Below are 21,950 nucleotides of genomic sequence, written 5' to 3'. Positions count from 1 at the left end.
ACACAATAATCATTAAATTTTATTTTGAAGTGTTGCAAATTTAAGAATTCACAATGAATTTTTTGATGCTAAATTGTTATTAATTAGCTTGTTTCATTATGAATTTGATAAAATAATAAGTTAAATCTCTAAAAAGGTTGATAAAAACAAAAGCCATATCAAACAATTTCTTGTAATAATATGGCTTTCTTTGAAATAGTATTCGCACTGAGTTGTATTGCTACATAATCAAATAAAAACGATGTTTTATGTTTACATCCGTAGATAAAACTACTTTCCTATTTCATTTCGAAACATTGTTCTACAAACATTCTATCTGTATAATTAATGTTTCTTTTTGCTTTTAAACGAACTAATTAAAGCTAAACGCATCAATAATTACTTATAACTACTAATTATAAAACTAAAGAATAGTTTATAACTAGAACAAACTTATTTTGATTCACAAACTAATTAGTGTTTAAAAACTTTATATAAAGAACGTTACTTTACAATTTATCTTTCAGTAATCATTATAGTTAAACTTTAATGTGATATTACTTACTTAATAAAATCTATTGTAAATATAAGTAATTTTTATTCTCATTTGTTAATTTTAACTAATTAGTAATCAACAAATTATAAACCGTAGTTATTAACAATTGTGAATAAAAAAAACACCATGAATTTCATGGTGTTTTTTAAATTTCTTGAGAAAAAGAAAATCTTAGTTTCTTTTTTCTTTAATTCTTGCTTTTTTACCAGTAAGACCTCTAAAGTAATAAATACGAGCTCTACGAACTGTACCTCTTTTGTTTACTTCGATTTTTTGGATAGAAGGTAAGTTGATTGGGAAGATACGCTCTACACCAATAGTACCAGACATTTTTCTGATAGTAAAAGTTTCAGAAGATCCTGAACCTCTTCTTTGAATAACTACACCTCTAAAAAACTGAGTACGTACTTTTTCACCTTCTCTAATTTCGTAATACACTGTAATAGTGTCTCCAGCTGAAAATTCTGGTAATTCGTTTCTTGTTACAAATTCGTCTTGAACAAATTTTACTAAATCCATTTCTTTAATATTTATGGTTGTTTAAAAACAACATTCACGATTTTTTCGTCAGAGGTTGATTTTGTGGCTGCAAATTTAAAAAAAAGTTATCTAAATTTAAGTATAAAACTTAAATAATTATAGCTTTAAAGTTTAATTAGGTGTTAATTGACTTTAAATATTTGATTTTTTTTACTTTCCTCTAATAAAACAAAAGAATCGTTAATACTATCTACTTTTTTCTTTTTTGGTATTATAATAAAGAAAGTATTGGAATTATTTACAAGTTTTTCTAATTCTTCTTTAGTAATACTTTTCGATTTCCCTTTTGAGTAAAACTGACTAGAATAACTCTTTGTATTGTAATAGTATAAAGGGATTTGATTATCGTAGTTTTTTTCAATTAAATATTTATCGGTTTTTGATAAGTATTCAATTTTATTAGTAAATGTTCCTGCAATGAGTGCAAAGAATGCCAATACTGGTATTATTAAGGCGATACCGATAACTAGTTTCTTTTGTTGTAACTCTTTCCAAAAATGAGTAACCAACAATGCTATAGGTACGATTATTGGCATTATATATGGGTGAATTAAACTTTTAGAAATAGTGAAAAATAAAGGAGTCCATAGTAACCAGAATAATAAGAAAATTACCCAAGAATTTGTTTTTACAGTTTTTCTATGTTTCCATATTTTACCTATCACCACTTGTATCCATGGTAAGGCAAAGGCTAAAAGAAATAGCCATATAATACCTAATGGTTGTTGTTTAGGAAAACCGTATTTATCTCCGCTCCATGAACTGTCGAAAAAACGTTTAAAATGTTCACCAACAATAAAATAATCTATAAAACCTGGTGTTTTTTGTTCAGCAAAATAATACCAAGGCAGAGCGATGATAGCTACAATAGGTAATCCTATTAAAAGATTAAAATGTTTGAATATTTTAAAAAATGACTTTGTATATAATGACCAAAAGAAAATAGGAGGTAAGGTTAAAATAAATATAATGGGTCCTTTGGCTAAAAGTCCTAACCCAAATCCTAAGAAAATTAAGTATTTCCACATTTTATTAGCATACTCTTTCATGCCTTCCCAAAAAGAAAGCATAACTAATGTGGTACAAAACATTAAAGCAGTATCGGTTGATACTACACCTGCATGAATTAAAAATTGTGGAATAGTTAAAATGATGAATCCAGGTAAATAGAAAGGAAGTTTTTCTTTTGTTGCGTATTTACCAATTAAAAAAACAATTAAAATAGATAGTAATAAATAAGGTAAACGAGCAGCAAACTCATTGGCTCCGAAAATTTCAATACTCATTGCAGATAGCCAAGTAGAAAGTGGAGGTTTTGCCCAAAAAGGTATTCCATAATCTATCTGAGGAGTTATATAGTTATTAGTTTCTGCCATTACACGTGCAATCTCTGCATAACGAGCCTCAGTTTTATCCATTAAAGGAATAAAAGTATTTAAGATTACTCTTAATAAAACCAATAAGAAGACACCAATAGCGAAAAAGTGCTTTTTTATAAAACCAGTATTCATAGAAAAGTTATTTTTTATATTTTTTTCCAATAGCCAATAAATCGAACCAAAGTTTAAAGAAGTAGCTAAACTCTACACGAGAATCATCAGTGTCAACCCAAGCTTTTAAGGGGATTTCTCTAGCGATGTTTTTTATATTTTCTTTTTTATAAATAGCGATGATTCTATGGAAAATCTCAACGTCAAAAAGCCATTTTGAAATAAAATTATCTTTAAATATTTCAGAAACAATTTTTTGATTAAAAACTTTACAACCACATTGCGTGTCGTAAACGGCTATTTTTAATTGTCTTGAAATAAGAGTTGCGATAAACCTACCTATAAAAAAACGATAAAATTTACGATCAATATTATTATCTATTTTAGATATTCTAGAGCCAAAAGAAAAAATAATATCATCTTTTACAGATTCACTTACTCTAACACATTCTTCAAGAGATGTAGCTAAATCTGCATCTAAATATGCAATTTTGTTAAAATTGAATTTTTCAATACAATGTAAAAAACCTTGTCTAACAGCTCCTGCTTTTCCAGCATTTTTCATTAAAGAAAGTTGTGTTATAGTATTAGGGTGTTCTTCTTCTAGTTTAGATAAAACTTCTTCTGTGTTATCTTTAGATCCGTCATTCACAAAACAAATAAGTGTTTCAGGATTCGACTTAGCAAAAGTTTTAAATTGCGATACAGGTAGCCTGTCTTGTTCGTTGTAACAAGGAACAACAATGACTAAATTATAGGTAGAATTAGTTTTCATCTAATAAATCTGGTCTTATTTGTTGTGTGCGTTCAATTGCTTTTTCGCTTCTCCATTCCTCAATTTTCGGAAAGTTTCCCGAAAGTAAAATTTCTGGAACTTTCATTCCGTCGTATTCAGCAGGACGTGTATATACAGGAGGAGAGAGTAAATTATCTTGAAAAGAATCTGTTAAAGCAGATTGCTCATCTCCTAAAACTCCAGGAATTAATCTAATAACTGCATCACATAAAATAGCGGCTGCTAATTCACCTCCTGTTAAAACATAATCACCTATAGAAATTTCTTTAGTGATGAATTTATCACGAACACGTTGGTCCACACCTTTATAGTGCCCTGTTAGTATGATGATATTCTCTTTTAAAGAAAGGGTATTCGCTGTAACTTGATTCAAAGTTTTAGCATCAGGAGTCATATAAATGATTTCATCATAATCTCTTTCAGATTGTAGTTTTGAAATACATTTATCAATTGGTTCAATCATTAAAACCATACCAGCCCCACCTCCAAACTGTGTGTCGTCTAACTGACGGTAATTACCCAGTCCATACTCACGTAGATTATGAAAATGAATTTCGGCTAAACCTTTGTCAATAGCACGCTTCATCATTGAATGTTCAAACGGGCTTTTTAGTAGTTCTGGAGCTACAGTAATAATATCTATTCGCATAACTGCAAATGTACAAGAATTCTATATTTTTTATAGACGGTATTTAAAAGTAAAGTTAAATTTTGTTTTGTAAATATTTCTTTTCTTTTGGAAGATTCTTTTTTGTGTTGCCAGGAAAAGTGAGTGATGTGCTGGAAAATATGGTTCCGAAAGTGATATTGGCATTGTAAACTTGTAAAATAGCATCTTCTACTTGATGTACTGATAATTCTTTTAAAGGATGTATAAATACAGACCATAAAACGTCATCAGAAATTGCATATTTAACATCTAAAGCTGTGTGGAAATTAGCAATCAATGAGTTTAAAATTAGAGTGTCATCTAATTGTTCTTTCTTGGCTATAGGAGATATGATTCGCATTCTATTTGCATTTTTATCGGCGATACATATTAATAACCTATCATTTAATGTAAAATGCCACGAATTTCCTTTTACTTGTAAAGTATCAGACTTTTGTTTTATAATTTCATTTAATTTTTCAATACTCATTTCTTGAGAAAAGGCAGAAAATGAAACTAATAATAAAATAAGTAAGAAATTTTTCATCCAGAAATTATTTTTTATATGGTCGGATTATAAACTTATAACTGACAGATTATTAAGTAGAAAATATTTTTTGAAATTTTTTAGTTAGTTCTTTTGATATTGAAATTTCTTCTTTAGTAAAAGGATGTGTAAATTCTAAAGAAGAAGCATGAAGGTATAATCCTTTTCCGTTTAAAATCAGGTCTTTAATGTAGTATTCTTTATCTCCTAGAATAGGATTATTTATAGCTAATAAATGCTTTCTTAATTGATGCTTTCTTCCTGTTTTAGGTTTAAGTTCAACTAGGTTTAAAAACTTAAATCGCTCTGATTTTACGGTTTGTAAAACTTTAAATTGTGTAAGCGCTTTTTTAGAGTCTATGTTGATATCAATACCTCCACCTTGTTTCATACGGCCAATAGTAATGGCATGGTAAGTTTTTTGAATTTCTTTGTTTTCAAAAAGTTTATTCAAGGCAATAATTGATGCGTTTGTTTTACCTGTCAATAATAGTCCGCTTGTAGGGTAATCTAAACGGTGCACAGGTCTTGGACGAACAGCGTCTGATTGTGAGCTTTTTTGTAGGTTTTGAGATAATGCATTATCAATGGTAGCAAAAGAGTTTCCGTTGACTAAAATCCCAGCAGGTTTATAAATAATAGCTAAGTAATCGTCTTCAAATAAAACTTCTAATGGAAAATGAAATTCTCTCTTGTTATTTTCGATTTCAAAAAGTTCAATGGTCTCATCTCCTTTAATAAAAAGTGCAGTTGAAGCTAGCTTACCATCCACAAAAACCAATCCTTTTTTTATAGCTTTTTTAAGTCCTGATTTGGTTGGGTTTTTGCTAAATATTCCAACACCGTATTCTTGTAGTCGAGTATGGTCTTCTGATTTTGGAACTTTATGTGATTCGATTAAAATCAATTATTTATTAAAATAAAGGGTTTTGCTTGCGCAAAATGCTCTTAATTCTTGAAAAAAGGTACTAAAATCTTCTTCAAATAAATTGTAATGAATTAGTAAGTCTTCTGAGGCTAAATTCATCTGAGATTTACCTTGAGTACGCCTGTTCATTCCGTTTAAAACCTCTTGTATTCCTTTTGCGAACTGATAATTGTATAACCAATTATATTTTATCATATAAGGTAAAAGTTCTTGTGTTTTTTCTGGAAGAATATTGATGTTTTCTTGTAATAATTTATATACTGAATTCGCATAAACGTTTAGAGGGATTTCAGAATATTCTTTCCAGTTCTTGGCTAAAAAATGATCGAAAAAAATATCAATGATAACTCCATCATAATGACGGTACCTTTCGTGTAGTCTACGTTTACTTTTTCTTACAATGGGGTGCGCATCAGTAAAAGTGTCTATTTCACGATGTAAAATAATTCCTTTTTTAATGCCTTCTGGAAAGTGGGAAAATTTATTGCCCTTTATATGATCGGCAATGAAATTTCCAATCATAATTTCTGTATTGTTTTCAGAAAGGTATAAATGCGCTAAAAAATTCATTGGGTAAATGTAAATAAAAACAAGGACTTATAGTTTTGTTATTTAATTTACAGTAAATGTTTTTTTCTCTAAAATAAATTTTCCGTTCTTGCTAAATCCTTGTATGTCTATCTCAAATACTCCTTTTACATCTGAAGTATAAAAGCTAAACTGCTTTTTTGTTAAATTTAAATTAGGATTCCAATATAATTGTGTTCTGTAATCAGGCACTCTTTGATTATTCTTTTTATGTTGTTGAAAGAAATATTTTTTTTGAAATTGAATTGGTAAAACAGTAAAATCTCTAAAATCATTTATGTTGGATAAAAAATCTTTTTTAAAAGTTTTAACAATAACAACTCCTTGATAAATAGCATTTCCATAATAGTATTTATCGCGAACAACAGAAATAGATTTAATTTTTTTAGAATTGAAGTCAATTAAATCACTGTGATCATAAACGATGGATCCATCAACAATTAGTAAAGAAGGAAGATCACTTAAGGTTTCTAAAGCATGAGAATCTCTAATACTTATCTTGTAACTATCTTTTTGTTTAATAATTCCAGCTCCTTCAATAATTTCAACAAATGTTTCTTTTACTGTTTTAAATCGTTTGTATTCATCTAGAAGGTAAGTTTTTTTAATTTGATTAAATAAAGGAGCTTTTTTTAGTACTTTTATTATAGAGTCTTTTTTTACCGAAAAAAATGCATTTTCTATTTGTGAATAAATACTTCTATCCTTAATAATTTTAATAATGTTTTGATCAAGAGTTATTTCTGGAAAATTGTGAAATTTTGGTTTTCTAATTATATTCTTTTTCAAAAAGATATCATAGTCAGCTTTTTTATCATCTAATATTTGAATAAAAACTTTATCAGTGTATAAATCAAGTATGTTAAAGTAGAATTCTCCACGTTTATTAGTTAAAGCTGTTTTTGGTAGGTGGTTATACTCTCCTTTTATAGATAAAGATAATAACACATTTGGAACTTTATATTTTTCAGTTTTTGTAATTACTGTTCCTTGAATAAGAGTTCCTCTTAATTCGGGTAAATAAATATTAGATTTATTAGTTTGATTAGAAGAGATTACTTGATGACCTTTATTTATTATTAAAGGTAAGTTTAAGTTGTTTTTTTGTTTAACAGATATTGAAATATTACTGTTGAAATTTATTTTTTTTGTGAATTCTAAAGTGATTTTTTGTCGTGTCTTATATTCTGGCAGTAAGCCTTTAAATAAGCTGTTAGGAGAGTTTATTATTGATGGTTTAGATATAAGTAGGCTATTCTCATTCTTTATAATGTTATTTAATTTATTTGAAAAAGGGTTAACGATTAAAATATTTTTCTCAGAAAAGATTTGTTTATTTAACATCCATTGTGTGTAGGATATTAATTTATATGTACCAGTTTTAATATTAGTATTTATAAAAAAGTCGCCGTTACCGTTTCCTTTTTTTAAATTTACTTTTTGTTTCGATACAGAAATGTTATCTGAGTTTATAAGTTCAACATAAGCTACTTTACTATAATTTGAAAAATTTCCATTGGAGTCAAAGCAATATAATTTATAATAAAGAGTCTCTCCACTAAGTAAAAAATTATTATTAATGTGAGTATAAATATTTTCTTGTGGTAATTTGCTAAAATTATCAGTTAGAGATCTGTTTGATTGTGATATTCCTGTAATAGAAATACAAAAAGTAAATATTAATAGTATTCTTTTCATTTTTTCATTTTTTAATCTACCCAAAAACTTGGTTGTATTGGAGAACCTAAATGCGAACAATCTCCGCAAAATTTAGGGATTAATATGTATTGGGCATTAGGAGGTGTGGTTATATATGGTGCCTCAGCATAAAAAGTATAGTTGTTATTTAATAAATCTAGTAAAGGAGAAAAACCTGAGGTTTCTTTTTCAGGCCTTTTAAGTTCACCTTCGTTACATGTTTCTTGTATATCTACATAAGTTATAAAACTTTCACTTGTAATATCTTCTCTATTGAAAAAAAACCTTTTTGAAGTAATAGAAGAAACTTCGAAAAAACCAATAACTTTATCTTTCGTAGGGTTTATATTTGAAGTTATGTTACTAGGAATATTTCCTACTTGTGTTTGAGAGAAAATATCATCTGGATTAGAAAAAGTATTTAATAAAGAATAAAAATCATAAGTGTTTTTATTTAATGTGTATTGTTTTAGAAGAATACTATAACGAATTCCTACAAAATAGCTATCTTCTGGTATTTCTCTAATAGTGAAATTAGATATTTGATTAGAAGATAGTGTCTTAGTTTCTGTTAATAAAATATTTTTAGATTGTTTAGTAGGGTAGCAAAATCCAACTCCATAAATATTAGGGTCTTTAGTTACTAACTCGAATTGAAAAGGGCTAACTGACGATAAGACATTTATTCTTCTAGTCTTCCAAATAGGGGTTTTAATTTTATAAGTTTCGTCATATTCATAACGGTAAAAACTTCCTTCAGGGTCATTGCCATTACCACTAGTTTTAAAGGTAATCATAGGTATATCTTCCTTATTTTTCTTTATAACTGCTTTTAAGTCATGTATTTGAGATGATTGAGGTAATGTTTCTGGAGTAGAACTATAGGATTTTCCATCTTGAGTTTCGATATTTAATGTGTACATAGTATTTTGAGCTATAGCAAACTGCGTAGAAGAAGTATAAATTCCTTGCCCCGAGTCAGTGAAGTTATATGTATTACCTGTATTGTCAGTAACACTTACAATCGCATTTTCTTCTTTGCTAAGCTCTGTAGCGTCTATAGGTACTGTATTAGAAAGTTCTATTGTATGGTGTTTAACTTCGTCAGTAAGTATTGCTTTTACAACTAAATTTCTTTCAACTTCTATATTTGTAAAATTAAAAGGTTCAATACAACTATTTAAGATGAGAGTTATTAGTATATATGTGAATAATTTAAAGCGCTTCAAAATTTTTTCTTTTATGTTTTTATTTTTTTTAATCTCAAGTTTTTTCATACTATTTTAAAATTTTAAATTGTATGTGATGGTTGGAATTGGGGCTGAAAAAATTGAACTTTTATAGCCTTCTACATTTCCATTTGCATTTGTTTGAAAGAAAACAGAATATGGGTTATTTCTTCCTAATACATTATAGATAGAGATGTTCCAGAAACTATGTGATAGTTTTTCAATTTTATGGTTCCCTTCAACATTGATTCCTATATCTAAACGATAATAATCTGGTATTCTGAATTGATTTCGATTACTATAAGTTAAAAATTCAGCTCCTTGGAAGACGAATTTCCCAGTAGGGTAGGTGACAGGTCTACCTGTTTGATAGGTAAAGTTAGTAGAAAAACTATACCTTTCTGTGAATTTATAATTTAAAACAGCATTGAAATCATGAGGTTTGTCATAGTTGGTGGGAAAAAAATCACCATTATTTACGGTTTCTTCCTGGAAAATACTATTTAGTTGAATTAAAGATCTAGAATAACTATATCCCAGCCATCCATTTAATATTCCTTTATCCTTTTTTATTAGAAATTCAACTCCATAAGACTTTCCTTTACCTTGTAAAATTTCTGTTTCAATATTTTCATTTAATAATAAAGTTGCCCCAATTTTGTAATCTAACAGATTTTGGTATTGTTTATAATATCCTTCTAAACTAACCTCATAATCGTTTCCATTAATATTTTTAAAAGCACCAAAAGATATCTGTGTTCCTTCTTGAGGTTTTATATTGGAATTTGAAAGCCTCCATGTGTCTACAGGGGTAGCAGTGGTATTATTATTTAAACGATGTATGTATTGAAAAGATTTATTAAAGCTAGCCTTTAAAGATAAGGTGTTGTTTAATGAGTATCTGGTTGCAAAACGATAACTAAGTCCATAGTAAGTTTTAAAAACTTTATTATTACCATGTTCTGTCGTGTTTATTAAAGTAGTTTCGTTTTTTGGAGTGTCACTTTGATATTCTTTTTGATTAGAGGGGCCTAAAGCTAAATATTGATTCAATCGTAACCCGACATTAAAGTTTAATTTTTTGTTAACTATTATTTCATCCGATATGAATAGGCTATTTTCTAATGCTTTTTCTTTTGCAATTGAAATTGGAACCACTGTAGAGTTTTGATTACTTGGGTTAATATTTCCTGGATTAATATTGTATAATTTAGACTCTAAACCATAATCAAATTTATGCACATTAGAATAGTTGTAGTTCATTTTGATTTTTAAACCAGTTTCGTTAATTCTATATTTAAGATTGAACCCTTTATTTGTGTCATCGTTTTCAAAATCAATATCAAAAGAATATTTACTATTAGATAATGTTAAACTACCTCTATTTTTATCATTAAATTTATGCTTCCAATTTAAAGAAATCATTGCATTTCCATATCTATTTATGGTGTCAGAAGCAATTTGATATTTATCTTGACTAAAATATCCAGTAGTGCTTAAGCTATTTTTTTCATTAAATGTATGTTTGTATTTTCCGATTATATCAAAAAATGAAACACTACTGTTTTTAATATCTTTATTATCTACAAGCCTTAAAATCCAGTCAGAATATGTACTTCTCACACCTAAAATTAGTCCAGACTTATTTTTTACAATCGGAATATCAATGTTTACATTACCTGTAACAGGGCCTACAGAAGCTTCACCTGTAAATTTCTTTGTGTTAGGATCGTGTGTTTTAATATCAAAAACTGAAGATAGTCTTCCTCCATATTCAGAAGGTATATTACCGGTGTATACTTTTAAGCTATTTGTAGTAAATGGATTAATAGCAGAGAATAATCCTAAAAAATGACTGGGATTATAAATAACACCATTGTCTAGTAAAAACAAATTTTGGTCTACTTTACCACCTCTAACATTTACACCTTCAGAACCTTCACCTGCAGATTTAATAGAGGGTAAAGTAATAGCTACTTTTAAAATATCTCTTTCACCTAAAACTAAAGGAATTTTTTTGATTTCTTGCGCTTTAATCTGACTAATACCTGCTATAGTTTGACGAATATTCCTTGTTTTATTAGCGTTGATAACAACTTCGTTTAATTGTTCTGATTTTTCGCTAATAGAAAGGTTTAATTTACCATCATTGTAAATAATTAAATCTTTAGTTAGATTATTGAATCCTACAAAAGAGGTTTCTAATTTATTTGCTCCATAGGGTAATTTTAAACGATAAAAACCCTTATTGTTTGTAGTCGTGTAGATATTTTTGCTTCTTTCAAAAAAAGTCACCCCTTCCATAGGCTCTCCATTTTTATCATTTGTAATTATACCTGTTAAAATGTATTGAGCTTGTTTGTTTTTTTGTTCTCTACCAATTTTTATAATTTCATTATCAAAACTTTTATTAGAATTAACTAATACTGGGGCATCATCTAAGTTGGTAGAGTTTATTTCTGATGTAGTATCATAAATACTACCTTTTATTAAATTACCATTAGTTAAGACAATGTTGTGATCATTTAAAATAAAGTAATTTATTTTACCATCATTAAGAACAGTATCTAATATCTGTTGAATTGTAGCGTTTTTAAAAGAAAAACTTATTGTGCTAGTGTCTAACCAATTTTCGAGAAAGTAGAAATGATAATTTGTTTGCTCTTCTAACAAATCTATAATTTGTTTTTTATTTAAATTGGAAATTTCTACTGAAATATTTTTACTTTTCTCTTGTGAAAAAACAGGAATAAGGTTTGTTATCAATAATAGTATTAATATTGCTTTTTTTATAGCTAATTTCATTCTCTTTATGTTAATTCTTGAAGTTGTTTCATTAATATTATTACAAAATGTTTAAAGTCTTTTTTTGCTAAAAGCTTATTTGATCTATAATGTTTTATTATATTTTTTTTCTTACTTGGAAAAATTTTTATAAAGTCTCTTTTAGATTTTATCGAATAGTATTCTCCTTTGTAAAAGAGTATGAATTGAGGTTCTTTTTCTTTGAAAGTATATTTTTTGTATAATTTATCAAGGTTTTCTTTACTGACTTTTTGATGCTTTTTATATATAGAAAAGTTTTTTAATACATAAAGTTCTTCAAGAAAGCCTAATTTTGTATTTACGAATTTGAAATTACCTATTTGAAATGTTTTTATAAGACTTTTGTTGGGTTTTATAGAAATATTTTGTTTTTGGTTTAATATTTTTAAAACAACAAAATCGTCAACAATATCGTATTTTAAATGTACATCAAAAAATGGTTCTCCTTTATAGTGAATATCTCCTTTGTTAAATTTGTTGTTTAAAAAGAAGTTATGATTATTTTTAAACCTTTTTATGTATTTTTCTTTAAAAAGAGTACCATAACTTAAAAGAGTGTTGCTTAATCCAACTGTATTGTCGAAAGAGCTATAAAAGAGTTTTTTGTTATGATTTTGACTATAAATATTAACATGAATGCTCCAAAAAAATACCAGTAATAATAACAATTTCTTCATTTAACTTTAATTTGAAGTGAGTTTTTATCAAATAAAAGTAATGTTTTTTTGTTAAAAATGATGTTGTATTCTTAAATATAAAAAAAACATATATATATGTTAATATATTTTCCTTTTTCGTGGATGGTAGGTATAAAAAAATCACTCGAAAAGAGTGATTTTTTTAAGTATTAAATTAAAGATGTAACTAATAAGTTAATTTTTAACAGGAGTATTCTTAAGAATCTCTAATAAAAACTTCCAGAATTTTTGAGTTGACGAAATTTGTGCGCGCTCATCTGGTGAATGTGCTCCTTTAATGTTTGGTCCAAAAGAAACCATGTCCATTTTTGGGTAGTTCTGACCAAGGATACCACATTCTAATCCAGCGTGACATGCAGCTACATTTGCTTTTTCTCCATGTAACTCTTCATATAAATCAGAAACTGTTTTTAAAATCTCAGAATTTACATTTGGTAACCACCCTGGATAAGAACCCGAAAACTCAACGTTGAAACCAGCTAATTCAAAAGCAGCACGTAATGAATTTGCTAAATCCCATTTGTTAGTTTCTGATGAAGAACGTGTTAAACATCCTATTTTGATTTTTCCTTCTTTTACGATAATACGAGCAATATTGTTTGAAGTCTCTACTAAACCTTCAATGTCCGGACTCATTCTGTAAACTCCGTTTAAGGCAGTGTACACAGATTTTATTAAACCTTCTTGCACACCTAAATCCATAACTGTTTTAGGAGTTTCAATTGATTTTAATTCAATTGTTAAGTTTGGCTCTAAAGCTAAAAATTCTGCTTTAATATTGTTGATAAGCTCATGAATTTCAAATAAGAAAGGTTCTTTGGAAACCGTATCTATAACAACTGAAGCAAAACTTTCACGAGGAATAGCATTACGTAAACTTCCTCCATTTATTTCAGAAACACGTAAACCAAAGTTTGTAAAACCGTCAAATAATAAGCGGTTCATTATTTTATTGGCATTTCCTAGCCCTTTAATAATATCCATTCCAGAATGTCCTCCGTTTAAACCTGTAACAGAGATTTCGAAAGCAGTTGTGTTTTCTGGTGTAGTTTCTTCATTATAAGTTCTTGTTGCGGTTACATCAACACCACCAGCGCATCCCATGCCGATTTCATCATCTTCTTCAGTATCTAGGTTTAATAGAATATCACCTTTTAAAATTCCACCTTCAAGTCCCATAGCACCAGTCATACCGGTTTCTTCATCAATAGTAAATAAAGCCTCGATTGCTGGATGAGCAATATCAGTAGATTCTAAAACTCCCATAATTGATGCAACACCTAAGCCATTATCAGCCCCAAGAGTTGTACCTTCTGCTTTTACCCAATCTCCATCAACAAACATTTTAATTCCTTCAGTATCAAAATCGAAAACAGTATCAGAGTTTTTTTGATGTACCATGTCTAAATGACTTTGCATCACTACCGTTTTTCTATCTTCCATTCCAGAAGATGCTGGTTTGCGAATAATTACATTGCCAACATTATCAACTATAGTTTCAAGATTTAGGTTTTTACCAAAATCAACCATAAATTGAATAACTCTTTCTTCTTTTTTAGATGGACGAGGTACTGCATTTAAATCTGCAAAATTCTTCCAAACTGCTTTAGGCTCTAAGTTTTTTATATCTGAATTCATTGTGAATGAAATGTTTAATTTTAAAGCACGAAGATACTTTTTTTAAGCGAATTATATGAAGGTTTGCTAATCGAAAAATTGTAAATTCGCAACATGGATTTTTCTTCAAAAATATTAGAAAATGCGGTAAATGAAGTAAGTCGATTACCTGGTATTGGTAAACGAACTGCGCTTCGTTTGGTGTTGCATTTATTAAAGCAACCTAAAGAGAATACGAAGTACTTAGCGGAGGCTTTGATACATTTAAGAAATGATGTAAAATCATGTAGTAAATGTCATAATATTTCAGATACTGTATTGTGCGATATTTGTAATAACCCTAGGAGAAATAATGAGATAGTTTGTGTGGTTGAAGATATTCGTGATGTAATGGCTATTGAAAGTACAGCACAATTTAAAGGGTTGTACCATGTATTGGGAGGTAAGATTTCACCTATCGAAGGTATTGGTCCTCAAAATTTACAAATAGAATCTTTGGTAGAAAAAGTAAAAACAGGAGAAATTAAAGAGTTGATTTTTGCTTTAAGCTCTACAATGGAAGGAGATACCACTAACTTTTATATTTATAAGCAAATAGAAAAATATAATATAACTACCTCTACGATTGCTAGAGGAATATCTGTAGGTGATGAGTTGGAATATGCCGATGAAATTACGTTGGGTAGGAGTATTGTGAATAGAATACCATTTGAACAATCAATTAAAGGATAAAAAAAAAAGCGAAGTTTAAACTTCGCTTTTTTTATCTTCTTTAATCAATTCTTTTTCAAATTTATCCCAAGATTTTTTAGCTCTTATTTTTTTGTAGAAACGAATACCAATCATTAGTAAAACTCCAAAAAGAATAATACCTACAACACCCCAAATCCAGTTAATGGTATCTTTTAGAACAACTAAAAACACTACAGCAAATAAAATTACTGTAGGAGCCTCGTTAAGAATTCTAAGTTTTGTAGATGAGTAGTTGATTTCATCACGCTGTAATTCTTTATAAATTTTATGACAAAACCCGTGGTAGAAATATAAAGCTAAAACAAAGGCTAGCTTTACATGCATCCATGGCATTTCTAAATAAGTTGGGTCTTTATAAAGAAGCCAAAAGGCAAAGAAACTAGCTAAAAATAAAGAAGGCCACGTGATAATGTACCACAAACGCTTAGACATTAACTTATATTGAGTTTGTAAAATAGATTTAGCAGGTTCTTCTTTTTTTTCAGCTTCAACATGGTAAATAAATAAGCGACCTATATAGAATAATCCAGCAAACCATGTTACTATAAAAATGATATGTAATGCTTTTACGTAGTAAAAATCCATAATTAGTTATTGTTAAATTCATTAATCCATTTGGCTAAAACATCAACCCATTCATCATTGTCATTAATACACGGAACTGTGTAAAATGCTTCACCCCCAGCTTCTAAAAACTCATGTTTACCTTCCATTGCTATTTCTTCTAAAGTTTCTAAACAATCAGAAACAAATGCAGGGGTAACAATGGCTAATTTTTTAATACCTTCTTTTTCAGCTTTGTTAACTATGGTTCTGTCTGTATAAGGTTGTAACCAAGGGTCAACACCTAAACGAGATTGAAAAGAGGTGGATACTTTATCTGCGTCCCAACCTAATTCTAAAATTACACTTTTGGTTGTTTGGTAGCATTGGTGTTTGTAACAAAATTCGTGTGCTTTAGATGGTGTGTTGCAGCAACTAGCTACACCAGCTATTTCTGGTCTACAATGTGATTTTGTTATGTCAGACTTTCTTATGTGTCTTTCAGGAACTCCATGGTAAGAGAATAATACATGGTCGTAATCTATATCTTCTAAATAATCTTTAATGCTATTTGATAAAGCTTTAATGTATTCTGGTTTATTGTAAAAAGCAGGAACATCTGTGATTTTCATGTTAGGGAAGAATTCTTTTCTTAATTCTTCTGCTAAAACAACAATGGTTTCAGTAGTAGCCATCGCGAATTGAGGATATAATGGTACTAACATAACTTCGGTAACTCCTTTATCGTATAATTCTTGTAATCCACTTTTTAAAGATGGATTTCCGTAACGCATTGCTAAAGCTACTGGTAGTTCTGTTTTTTGCTGAACTTTATTTTGTAATCTTTCAGAAAGTACAATTAAAGGTGAGCCATCTTTCCACCATATTTTTTTATAAGCTTCAGCTGATTGTTTTGGGCGTGTATTTAAAATAATCCCTTTTACAATAAAAGTTCGTAACCATAACGGAACGTCAATTACACGTTCATCCATTAAAAATTCGCCTAAATAATTTTTTACATCTTTTGGATCTGTACTTTTTGGTGATCCTAAGTTTACTAATAAAACTCCTTTCATTATTTGTTTTTTAGTTGATTGGTGGTTTCGTACAATGCAATTGCTAAACTATGAATAACATTCATAGATGAGTTTCTTCCAAACATTGGAATCGCTACAGTTGCATCAACTAAATTTATATTTTCAATTCCGTTGCGTTCGCTACCTAAAAGCAGCACTATTTTTTCTTTTGAGGCGAAATCAAAACCCTGAATATTTACACTTTTGTCGGTGATTTCGATTCCAATGATTGTGTTTCCTTCGCTTTTTAACTGTGTAATAGTTTGCTCAAAATCAGTATAGTATTCAAAAGGAATTTGTATTAATGTATTACGAGCAGTTTTTTTTACAATTCTGTTTTCATGAGAAGGAGAGGTTTCGTGCAGAAATATTTTAGAAACCCCAAAACTTTCAGAAATTCGGAAACACATTCCGATATTCTCAGGTGTTCTTATAGCATCACAAACTATGGTAATAGGAAATGTTTGCTGTTTGTTTTCTATATCGTAATGTGTTAGTTGTTTCACTTTAAATAAGTTTCAAGAATTGATTATTGATTGTTAAGACTCATTACATATTGCTTTGGTGTAGTTCCAAATTTCTTTTTAAAAGCTGCAATAAAATGACTAGAAGTACTGTAGCCTACTTGCGACCCAACCTCGTTTACGTTATGTAAGTTACTCTCTAAAAGCTTACGTGCATGTTCCATTTTATAATCAAACAAGAAACTATAAACAGTATCTCCATAAATTTGTTTAAAACCTTCTTTTAGTTTTTTAAGATTTAAGCCAACTTCTGTTGCTAGTTCTTGTAAACTTGGGGGTTCACTCATTCTTGCTATGATGATGTCTTTGGCTTGTCTTATTTTTAGTATTTCTCTATCGTCAACTAAAAAAGGACAGTATTCACTTTCTGTGTTTTCTCCACTATCAAAATGTAAACTCAAAAGCTCATATGTTTTACCTTTTATATAAAGGTCTCTCATAGAACTATGATTTTTTGCTGTTAATATTTGTTGAAGAGCTATTAAAGTGTTCGGTTTAATTTCAGCGTTATCGTAGTACTTCTTATTTTTATTATCGTCACTTAAAAAAGGAATATAGCTAGCCTCTCTTGAAAATAAAGCATGAAACTTTTCGATTGATATTAAAACCGATATTAATGATGTTTTTGGTAGAATTTCTAAGTTAATAGGTAATTCTTGTTGCGGATTGTATAAGAATATTGAATGCTTATCTAATACATTAAATGTATAATTATTATTGTTAAAATGAAACTTGCAATTACCTTTTACACAGTAATGTAATTGTATATAAGAGTTGTCTATATCTCTTTTATAATACTCAGTTTCGTTAGAGTTGTTCTGAAATTTTAGGACAAAAAAACCTTCTTCTAAGGTAACTTCTCTAAATGTACTTTCTGCGATGTTTTTTGACATAGATCAAAAGATAATTTAAAATCATTTTATTTGGAATGACTCTAAATAAAAATGTGTTTAATAGCCTATTCTACTGCAAAAATACACATTTGTATAACTTTTTAAGTTTTTTTATACTAAAAATCAAATAACGACATTTAAAGTTCTTTCAGCGATACTTTTTATTTGTGAATATTTATATTTTTGACCGACCTTTTTTGAAGAAGACTTTAATGACAGGAGATAAACATCATAACAATTTATACAACATAGGCGTTAGCTATAAAAAAGCAGATGCTAGTATTAGAGGGAAGTTTAGTATTTCTAAAGAAAACCAGATTGAACTTTTAAAAGAAGCTAAAAAAAATGGGATGGACGGTATTTTTGTATTGTCTACTTGTAACAGAACTGAAATATGTGGTTTTGCTGAGCATCCTTTTCAATTAATTAGTATGCTTTGTAAATTTTCTAATGGTTCTGTTGAAGAGTTTGCTAAAGTATCTAATGTATATAAAAATAAAGAAGCTATCAATCATTTGTTTAGAATGGGAACAGGGTTGGATAGTCAAATACTTGGAGATTACGAAATTGTAGGGCAGTTGCGTCAAGCATTTAAACAAGCAAAAGAAGTAGGAACAACGAATGCTTATTTTGAACGTTTGTTAAATCATGTGATGCAAGCGAGTAAGCGTGTAAAGAACGAAACTAAATTAAGCTCGGGCACAACTTCGGTTTCTTACGCAGCAGTACAATACATCATAAAAAACTTTACAGACTACAATTCAAAAAATATTTTAGTTTTTGGATTGGGTAAAATGGGAAAGCATACCTGTAAAAATTTAGCAGAGTACACTCAAAATAAATCGGTAAGTTTAATTAATAGAACTGAAGAGAAAGCTGAGGAGTTTGTAAAGGAGCATCCGATAATTAGAGGAGCTAAGTTTGAAAACCTAAACAAAGAGATTGCAAATGCTGATGTTTTAATTGTTTCAACAGGAGCATCAGAAGCTACTATTAAAAGAGATCATATCTTAACTAATAAAGAATTATTGATTTTAGATTTATCAATGCCAGCAAATGTATCGAAAGAAGTAGCTGATTTAGAGAATGTAACTTTAATAAATGTTGATGAGTTATCTAAAATTACTGATGAAACATTAGCAATCCGTCAACAAGAAGTACCCGTTGCTGAAGGAATTATTGAGGTCCATAATTTTGAGTTTCAAGAATGGTTAGATAATAGAAGGTTTGTGCCAGCAATTGCTGCGTTAAAGGAATCGTTGAAAACAATTCAACAAGACGAAATAGCATTTCACAAGAAAAAAATAAAAGATTTTGATGAATCTCAAGCTGAGGTAATCACATCAAGAATCATTCAAAAAATAACTACACAGTTTGTAAAACACTTAAAAGACGAAGAAACTTCTGTAAATAAAAGTATAGAAGTAATGGCTAAGGTGTTTGGAACAAATTTAGAAACTATCCATGCAGAAGATAATTAGAATAGGTACACGAGAAAGCCAATTGGCTTTGTGGCAAGCGAATAAAGTTCGTAAAGAGTTAGAAGAATTAGAATATAAATGCGAGATAGTTCCGATTAAATCTACAGGAGATATCATTTTAGATAAACCTTTGTATGAATTAGGTATTACTGGAATCTTTACTAAAAATCTAGATATCGCTATGTTAAATGGCGATATTGATATTGCAGTACATTCTATGAAAGATGTTCCTACAGTTTTACCTGAAGGTATTGTACAAGGAGCAGTTTTAAAACGTGCAAATTATAACGATGTTTTGGTATTGAAAGATAACGAAGAGTTTTTCGGTCAGCCAAACGGAGTCATTGCAACAGGTAGTTTACGTAGAAAAGCGCAATGGTTAAATCGTTATCCAACGCATAAGGTTGTTGATTTAAGAGGAAACGTAAATACACGTTTAGAAAAATTAAATAACAACGAATGGAACGGAGCTGTTTTCGCAGCTGCAGGATTAGAAAGAATAGGTAAGCGTCCAGCAGGAGCAATTAATCTTTCTTGGATGATTCCAGCACCAGCACAAGGAGCAATTATGATTACTGTTTTAGATAACGATGATTTTTCTAAAGATGCATGTGAACAATTAAACCATTACGAAACTCAAGTTTGTGTTGGTATAGAAAGAGATTTTTTAAATCGTTTAGAGGGTGGATGTACAGCGCCTATTGGTGCTTTGGCATACGTTGATGCTAAAACTGAAGAAATAAACTTTAAAGGTTTATTATTAAGTAGAGATGGTAAAAAGAAATTATCGGTAACTAAGAATGCTAAAGTCGGACGTCATAAGTTCTTAGCAAAAGATTGTGCTGATTACATAATAAATAGAGGTGGTAAGCAATTGATGGCTGAAGATGAAGGGATAGAAAAAGAATTTTCTATCTATTCAACAAAGAAGTTATCAGAAGTTCAAAAGAAATTATTACCAACTTCAGTAGCAGTTCAAGACAGTGACTTTATTAAAATACGTTTCAATCGTATTGCACCTAAGGTTGTAAAAAGCGAAATAGAAAATGTTGTTATTACAAGTCAGAATGGGGTAGAGGCTTTAGCGAATTCTTTTACTGCTGACGAGTTAAAATTTAAGAACATTTATTGTGTTGGCCGTAGAACGAAAAAGTTAATCGAGCAGAAAATAGGAAATGTTGTAAAGTCAGAAAGAAATGCTGAAAAATTAGCAAATTACCTTTCTAAAGAGATTAATGGAGGTGAAGTTACTTATTTCTGTAGTGATTTACGTTTAGATACTTTACCAACTATTTTAAAAGAAAACGGAATTACTGTCAACGAAGTTGAGGCGTACAAAACAATGTATAGTTCTGAAAAAGTTGAAGACAAAGTAAGTGGAGTTTTATTTTATAGTCCTTCAACAGTAGAAAGCTATATGCAGAAAAACGAAGCAAATAAAATCGCTTTTTGTATTGGAGAAAGTACTGCAAAAGAAGCTCGTAAATATTTCGATAATGTTCAAGTAGCAAACTTACCAACTGTAGAGAGTGTAATTGAAATGGTGAATTTACATTTTGTAAAAGCATAAACTATGTTCAGAACAAGAAGGCTTAGAAAAACAGAAGGAATTCGCAGATTGGTTAGAGAAACTAAATTATCTGTTGATGATTTAATCTATCCTTTATTTATTGAAGAAGGAGAAAACATAGAAAAAGAAATTGTTTCTATGCCAGGAATCAAGCGTTTTTCTTTAGATAGGATTTCAAAAGAATTAGATGAAGTGGTGGAATTAGATATTCCAGCAGTTTTGTTATTTGGTATTCCAGCTGAAAAAGATGATGCAGGAACAGAAACTTGGAATGATAATGGAATTATGCAACAAGCAATTCGTTTTATCAAAAAGAATTATCCAAGTTTATATGTAATTACTGATGTATGTTTTTGTGAATATACTTCACACGGACATTGCGGAATCATTCATGATAATGATGTGGATAACGATGCAACATTAATAAACATTGCAAAGCAAGTAATTTCTCATGCAAAAGCAGGAGTAGATATGGTGGCGCCATCAGGAATGATGGACGGAACTATAGATATGATTCGTCAGTCTCTAGATAATACAGGTTTCCCTAATTTACCAATTATGGGATATTCTGTAAAGTATTCATCAGCGTTTTACGGTCCGTTTAGAGATGCTGCAGACTCAGCGCCAACTTTTGGTGATAGAAGAACCTATCAAATGGATCCAGCAAATAGAGATGAGGGAATGCGAGAAGCAACTTTCGATGATCAAGAAGGAGCTGATATTTTAATGGTAAAACCAGCCTTATCGTATTTAGATATTATTAGAGATTTAAAAAATAGTTTCGATCGTCCGATTGCATGTTATAATGTAAGTGGTGAGTATGCAATGGTTAAAGCTGCTGCTGAAAAAGGTTGGATTGATGGCGAAAAAGTAATGATGGAAAGTTTACTTTCTATGAAAAGAGCCGGAGCAGATATTATTATTACTTATTTCGCAAAAGAAGCAGCTAGAATTTTACAAAAAAGATAA

20 protein-coding genes are annotated in these 21,950 nt (G+C 29.4%); 4 read left to right on the top strand and 16 right to left on the bottom strand.

What is annotated here, in order from left to right:
* Positions 1–706 precede the first annotated feature (706 nt).
* The 12 genes from rplS to H3Z83_RS01945 all read right to left on the bottom strand — a co-directional run bounded on the left by rplS (position 707) and on the right by H3Z83_RS01945 (position 14,162).
* Positions 707–1,054 (bottom strand): 50S ribosomal protein L19, encoded by a 348-nt coding sequence (gene rplS, locus H3Z83_RS02000; protein ID WP_182123805.1) that lies wholly within the window; start codon positions 1,052–1,054, stop codon positions 707–709.
* A 143-nt stretch (positions 1,055–1,197) separates the two neighbouring features.
* Positions 1,198–2,586 carry an ArnT family glycosyltransferase gene (locus H3Z83_RS01995; RefSeq protein ID WP_182123804.1) on the bottom strand — a complete coding sequence of 463 codons (1,389 nt, stop codon included), beginning with the start codon at positions 2,584–2,586 and terminating at the stop codon, positions 1,198–1,200.
* Between the two features lie 7 nt (positions 2,587–2,593).
* Positions 2,594–3,340, bottom strand: coding sequence for a glycosyltransferase (locus H3Z83_RS01990; protein ID WP_182123803.1), 747 nt, complete (start codon positions 3,338–3,340; stop codon positions 2,594–2,596).
* Positions 3,330–4,010, bottom strand: a complete 681-nt coding sequence (trmD, locus tag H3Z83_RS01985) for a tRNA (guanosine(37)-N1)-methyltransferase TrmD (RefSeq protein ID WP_182123802.1) — start codon at positions 4,008–4,010, stop codon at positions 3,330–3,332. The genes H3Z83_RS01990 and trmD overlap by 11 nt, the downstream gene beginning before the upstream one ends.
* Before the next feature lie 55 nt (positions 4,011–4,065).
* Positions 4,066–4,557, bottom strand: a complete 492-nt coding sequence (locus tag H3Z83_RS01980; RefSeq protein ID WP_246337443.1) for a hypothetical protein — start codon at positions 4,555–4,557, stop codon at positions 4,066–4,068.
* A 52-nt stretch (positions 4,558–4,609) separates the two neighbouring features.
* A complete protein-coding gene (locus H3Z83_RS01975; protein WP_182123801.1) occupies positions 4,610–5,464 on the bottom strand; it encodes an RluA family pseudouridine synthase in 855 nt (284 codons plus the stop codon).
* The gene (locus H3Z83_RS01970; protein ID WP_182123800.1) at positions 5,465–6,055 is read right to left on the bottom strand and encodes an acyl carrier protein phosphodiesterase; all 591 of its coding nucleotides are present in this window, start codon (positions 6,053–6,055) and stop codon (positions 5,465–5,467) included.
* A gap of 42 nt (positions 6,056–6,097) precedes the next feature.
* A complete protein-coding gene (locus H3Z83_RS01965) occupies positions 6,098–7,771 on the bottom strand; it encodes a hypothetical protein (protein ID WP_182123799.1) in 1,674 nt (557 codons plus the stop codon).
* 11 nt (positions 7,772–7,782) lie between these two features.
* Positions 7,783–9,048 (bottom strand): DUF4249 domain-containing protein, encoded by a 1,266-nt coding sequence (locus tag H3Z83_RS01960; protein WP_182123798.1) that lies wholly within the window; start codon positions 9,046–9,048, stop codon positions 7,783–7,785.
* Positions 9,049–9,054: 6 nt separating this feature from the next.
* The gene (locus H3Z83_RS01955; protein WP_182123797.1) at positions 9,055–11,805 is read right to left on the bottom strand and encodes a TonB-dependent receptor; all 2,751 of its coding nucleotides are present in this window, start codon (positions 11,803–11,805) and stop codon (positions 9,055–9,057) included.
* Between the two features lie 5 nt (positions 11,806–11,810).
* Entirely contained in the window at positions 11,811–12,503 is a 693-nt protein-coding gene (locus H3Z83_RS01950; protein ID WP_182123796.1) for a hypothetical protein, read from the bottom strand.
* A gap of 195 nt (positions 12,504–12,698) precedes the next feature.
* Complete coding sequence (locus H3Z83_RS01945) at positions 12,699–14,162, bottom strand: aminoacyl-histidine dipeptidase (RefSeq protein WP_182123795.1); 1,464 nt, start codon at positions 14,160–14,162, stop codon at positions 12,699–12,701.
* A gap of 93 nt (positions 14,163–14,255) precedes the next feature.
* On the opposite strand from H3Z83_RS01945, the gene recR reads away from it, so the two are divergent.
* Positions 14,256–14,873, top strand: a complete 618-nt coding sequence (recR, locus tag H3Z83_RS01940) for a recombination mediator RecR (RefSeq protein ID WP_182123794.1) — start codon at positions 14,256–14,258, stop codon at positions 14,871–14,873.
* A gap of 15 nt (positions 14,874–14,888) precedes the next feature.
* Here the strand turns inward: recR and H3Z83_RS01935 are convergent, their stop codons facing one another.
* The 4 genes from H3Z83_RS01935 to H3Z83_RS01920 are packed head-to-tail and all read right to left on the bottom strand — an operon-like array spanning position 14,889 to position 17,930.
* Entirely contained in the window at positions 14,889–15,479 is a 591-nt protein-coding gene (locus H3Z83_RS01935; RefSeq protein WP_182123793.1) for a CopD family protein, read from the bottom strand.
* 2 nt (positions 15,480–15,481) lie between these two features.
* Positions 15,482–16,513 (bottom strand): ferrochelatase, encoded by a 1,032-nt coding sequence (hemH, locus tag H3Z83_RS01930; RefSeq protein ID WP_182123792.1) that lies wholly within the window; start codon positions 16,511–16,513, stop codon positions 15,482–15,484.
* Positions 16,513–17,019: a TrmH family RNA methyltransferase gene (locus H3Z83_RS01925; protein ID WP_182123791.1), complete on the bottom strand. Its 507-nt coding sequence runs from the start codon at positions 17,017–17,019 to the stop codon at positions 16,513–16,515. The genes hemH and H3Z83_RS01925 overlap by 1 nt, the downstream gene beginning before the upstream one ends.
* Positions 17,020–17,042: 23 nt before the next feature.
* Entirely contained in the window at positions 17,043–17,930 is an 888-nt protein-coding gene (locus H3Z83_RS01920) for a helix-turn-helix domain-containing protein (RefSeq protein ID WP_182123790.1), read from the bottom strand.
* 212 nt (positions 17,931–18,142) lie between these two features.
* Here H3Z83_RS01920 and hemA point away from each other — a divergent pair, with 212 nt between their 5' ends.
* The 3 genes from hemA to hemB are packed head-to-tail and all read left to right on the top strand — an operon-like array spanning position 18,143 to position 21,950.
* Positions 18,143–19,411, top strand: a complete 1,269-nt coding sequence (gene hemA / locus H3Z83_RS01915) for a glutamyl-tRNA reductase (RefSeq protein ID WP_182123789.1) — start codon at positions 18,143–18,145, stop codon at positions 19,409–19,411.
* Positions 19,395–20,981 (top strand): hydroxymethylbilane synthase, encoded by a 1,587-nt coding sequence (gene hemC / locus H3Z83_RS01910; protein WP_182123788.1) that lies wholly within the window; start codon positions 19,395–19,397, stop codon positions 20,979–20,981. Before hemA ends, hemC begins: the two co-directional genes overlap by 17 nt.
* Before the next feature lie 3 nt (positions 20,982–20,984).
* Positions 20,985–21,950 (top strand): porphobilinogen synthase, encoded by a 966-nt coding sequence (gene hemB, locus H3Z83_RS01905; protein WP_182123787.1) that lies wholly within the window; start codon positions 20,985–20,987, stop codon positions 21,948–21,950.

The organism is Tenacibaculum pelagium, assembly GCF_014062345.1.
Classification (GTDB): domain Bacteria; phylum Bacteroidota; class Bacteroidia; order Flavobacteriales; family Flavobacteriaceae; genus Polaribacter; species Polaribacter pelagius.
Note: the sequence above shows the minus strand (reverse complement) of the source record. Positions and strands in the feature narration are given on the sequence as shown.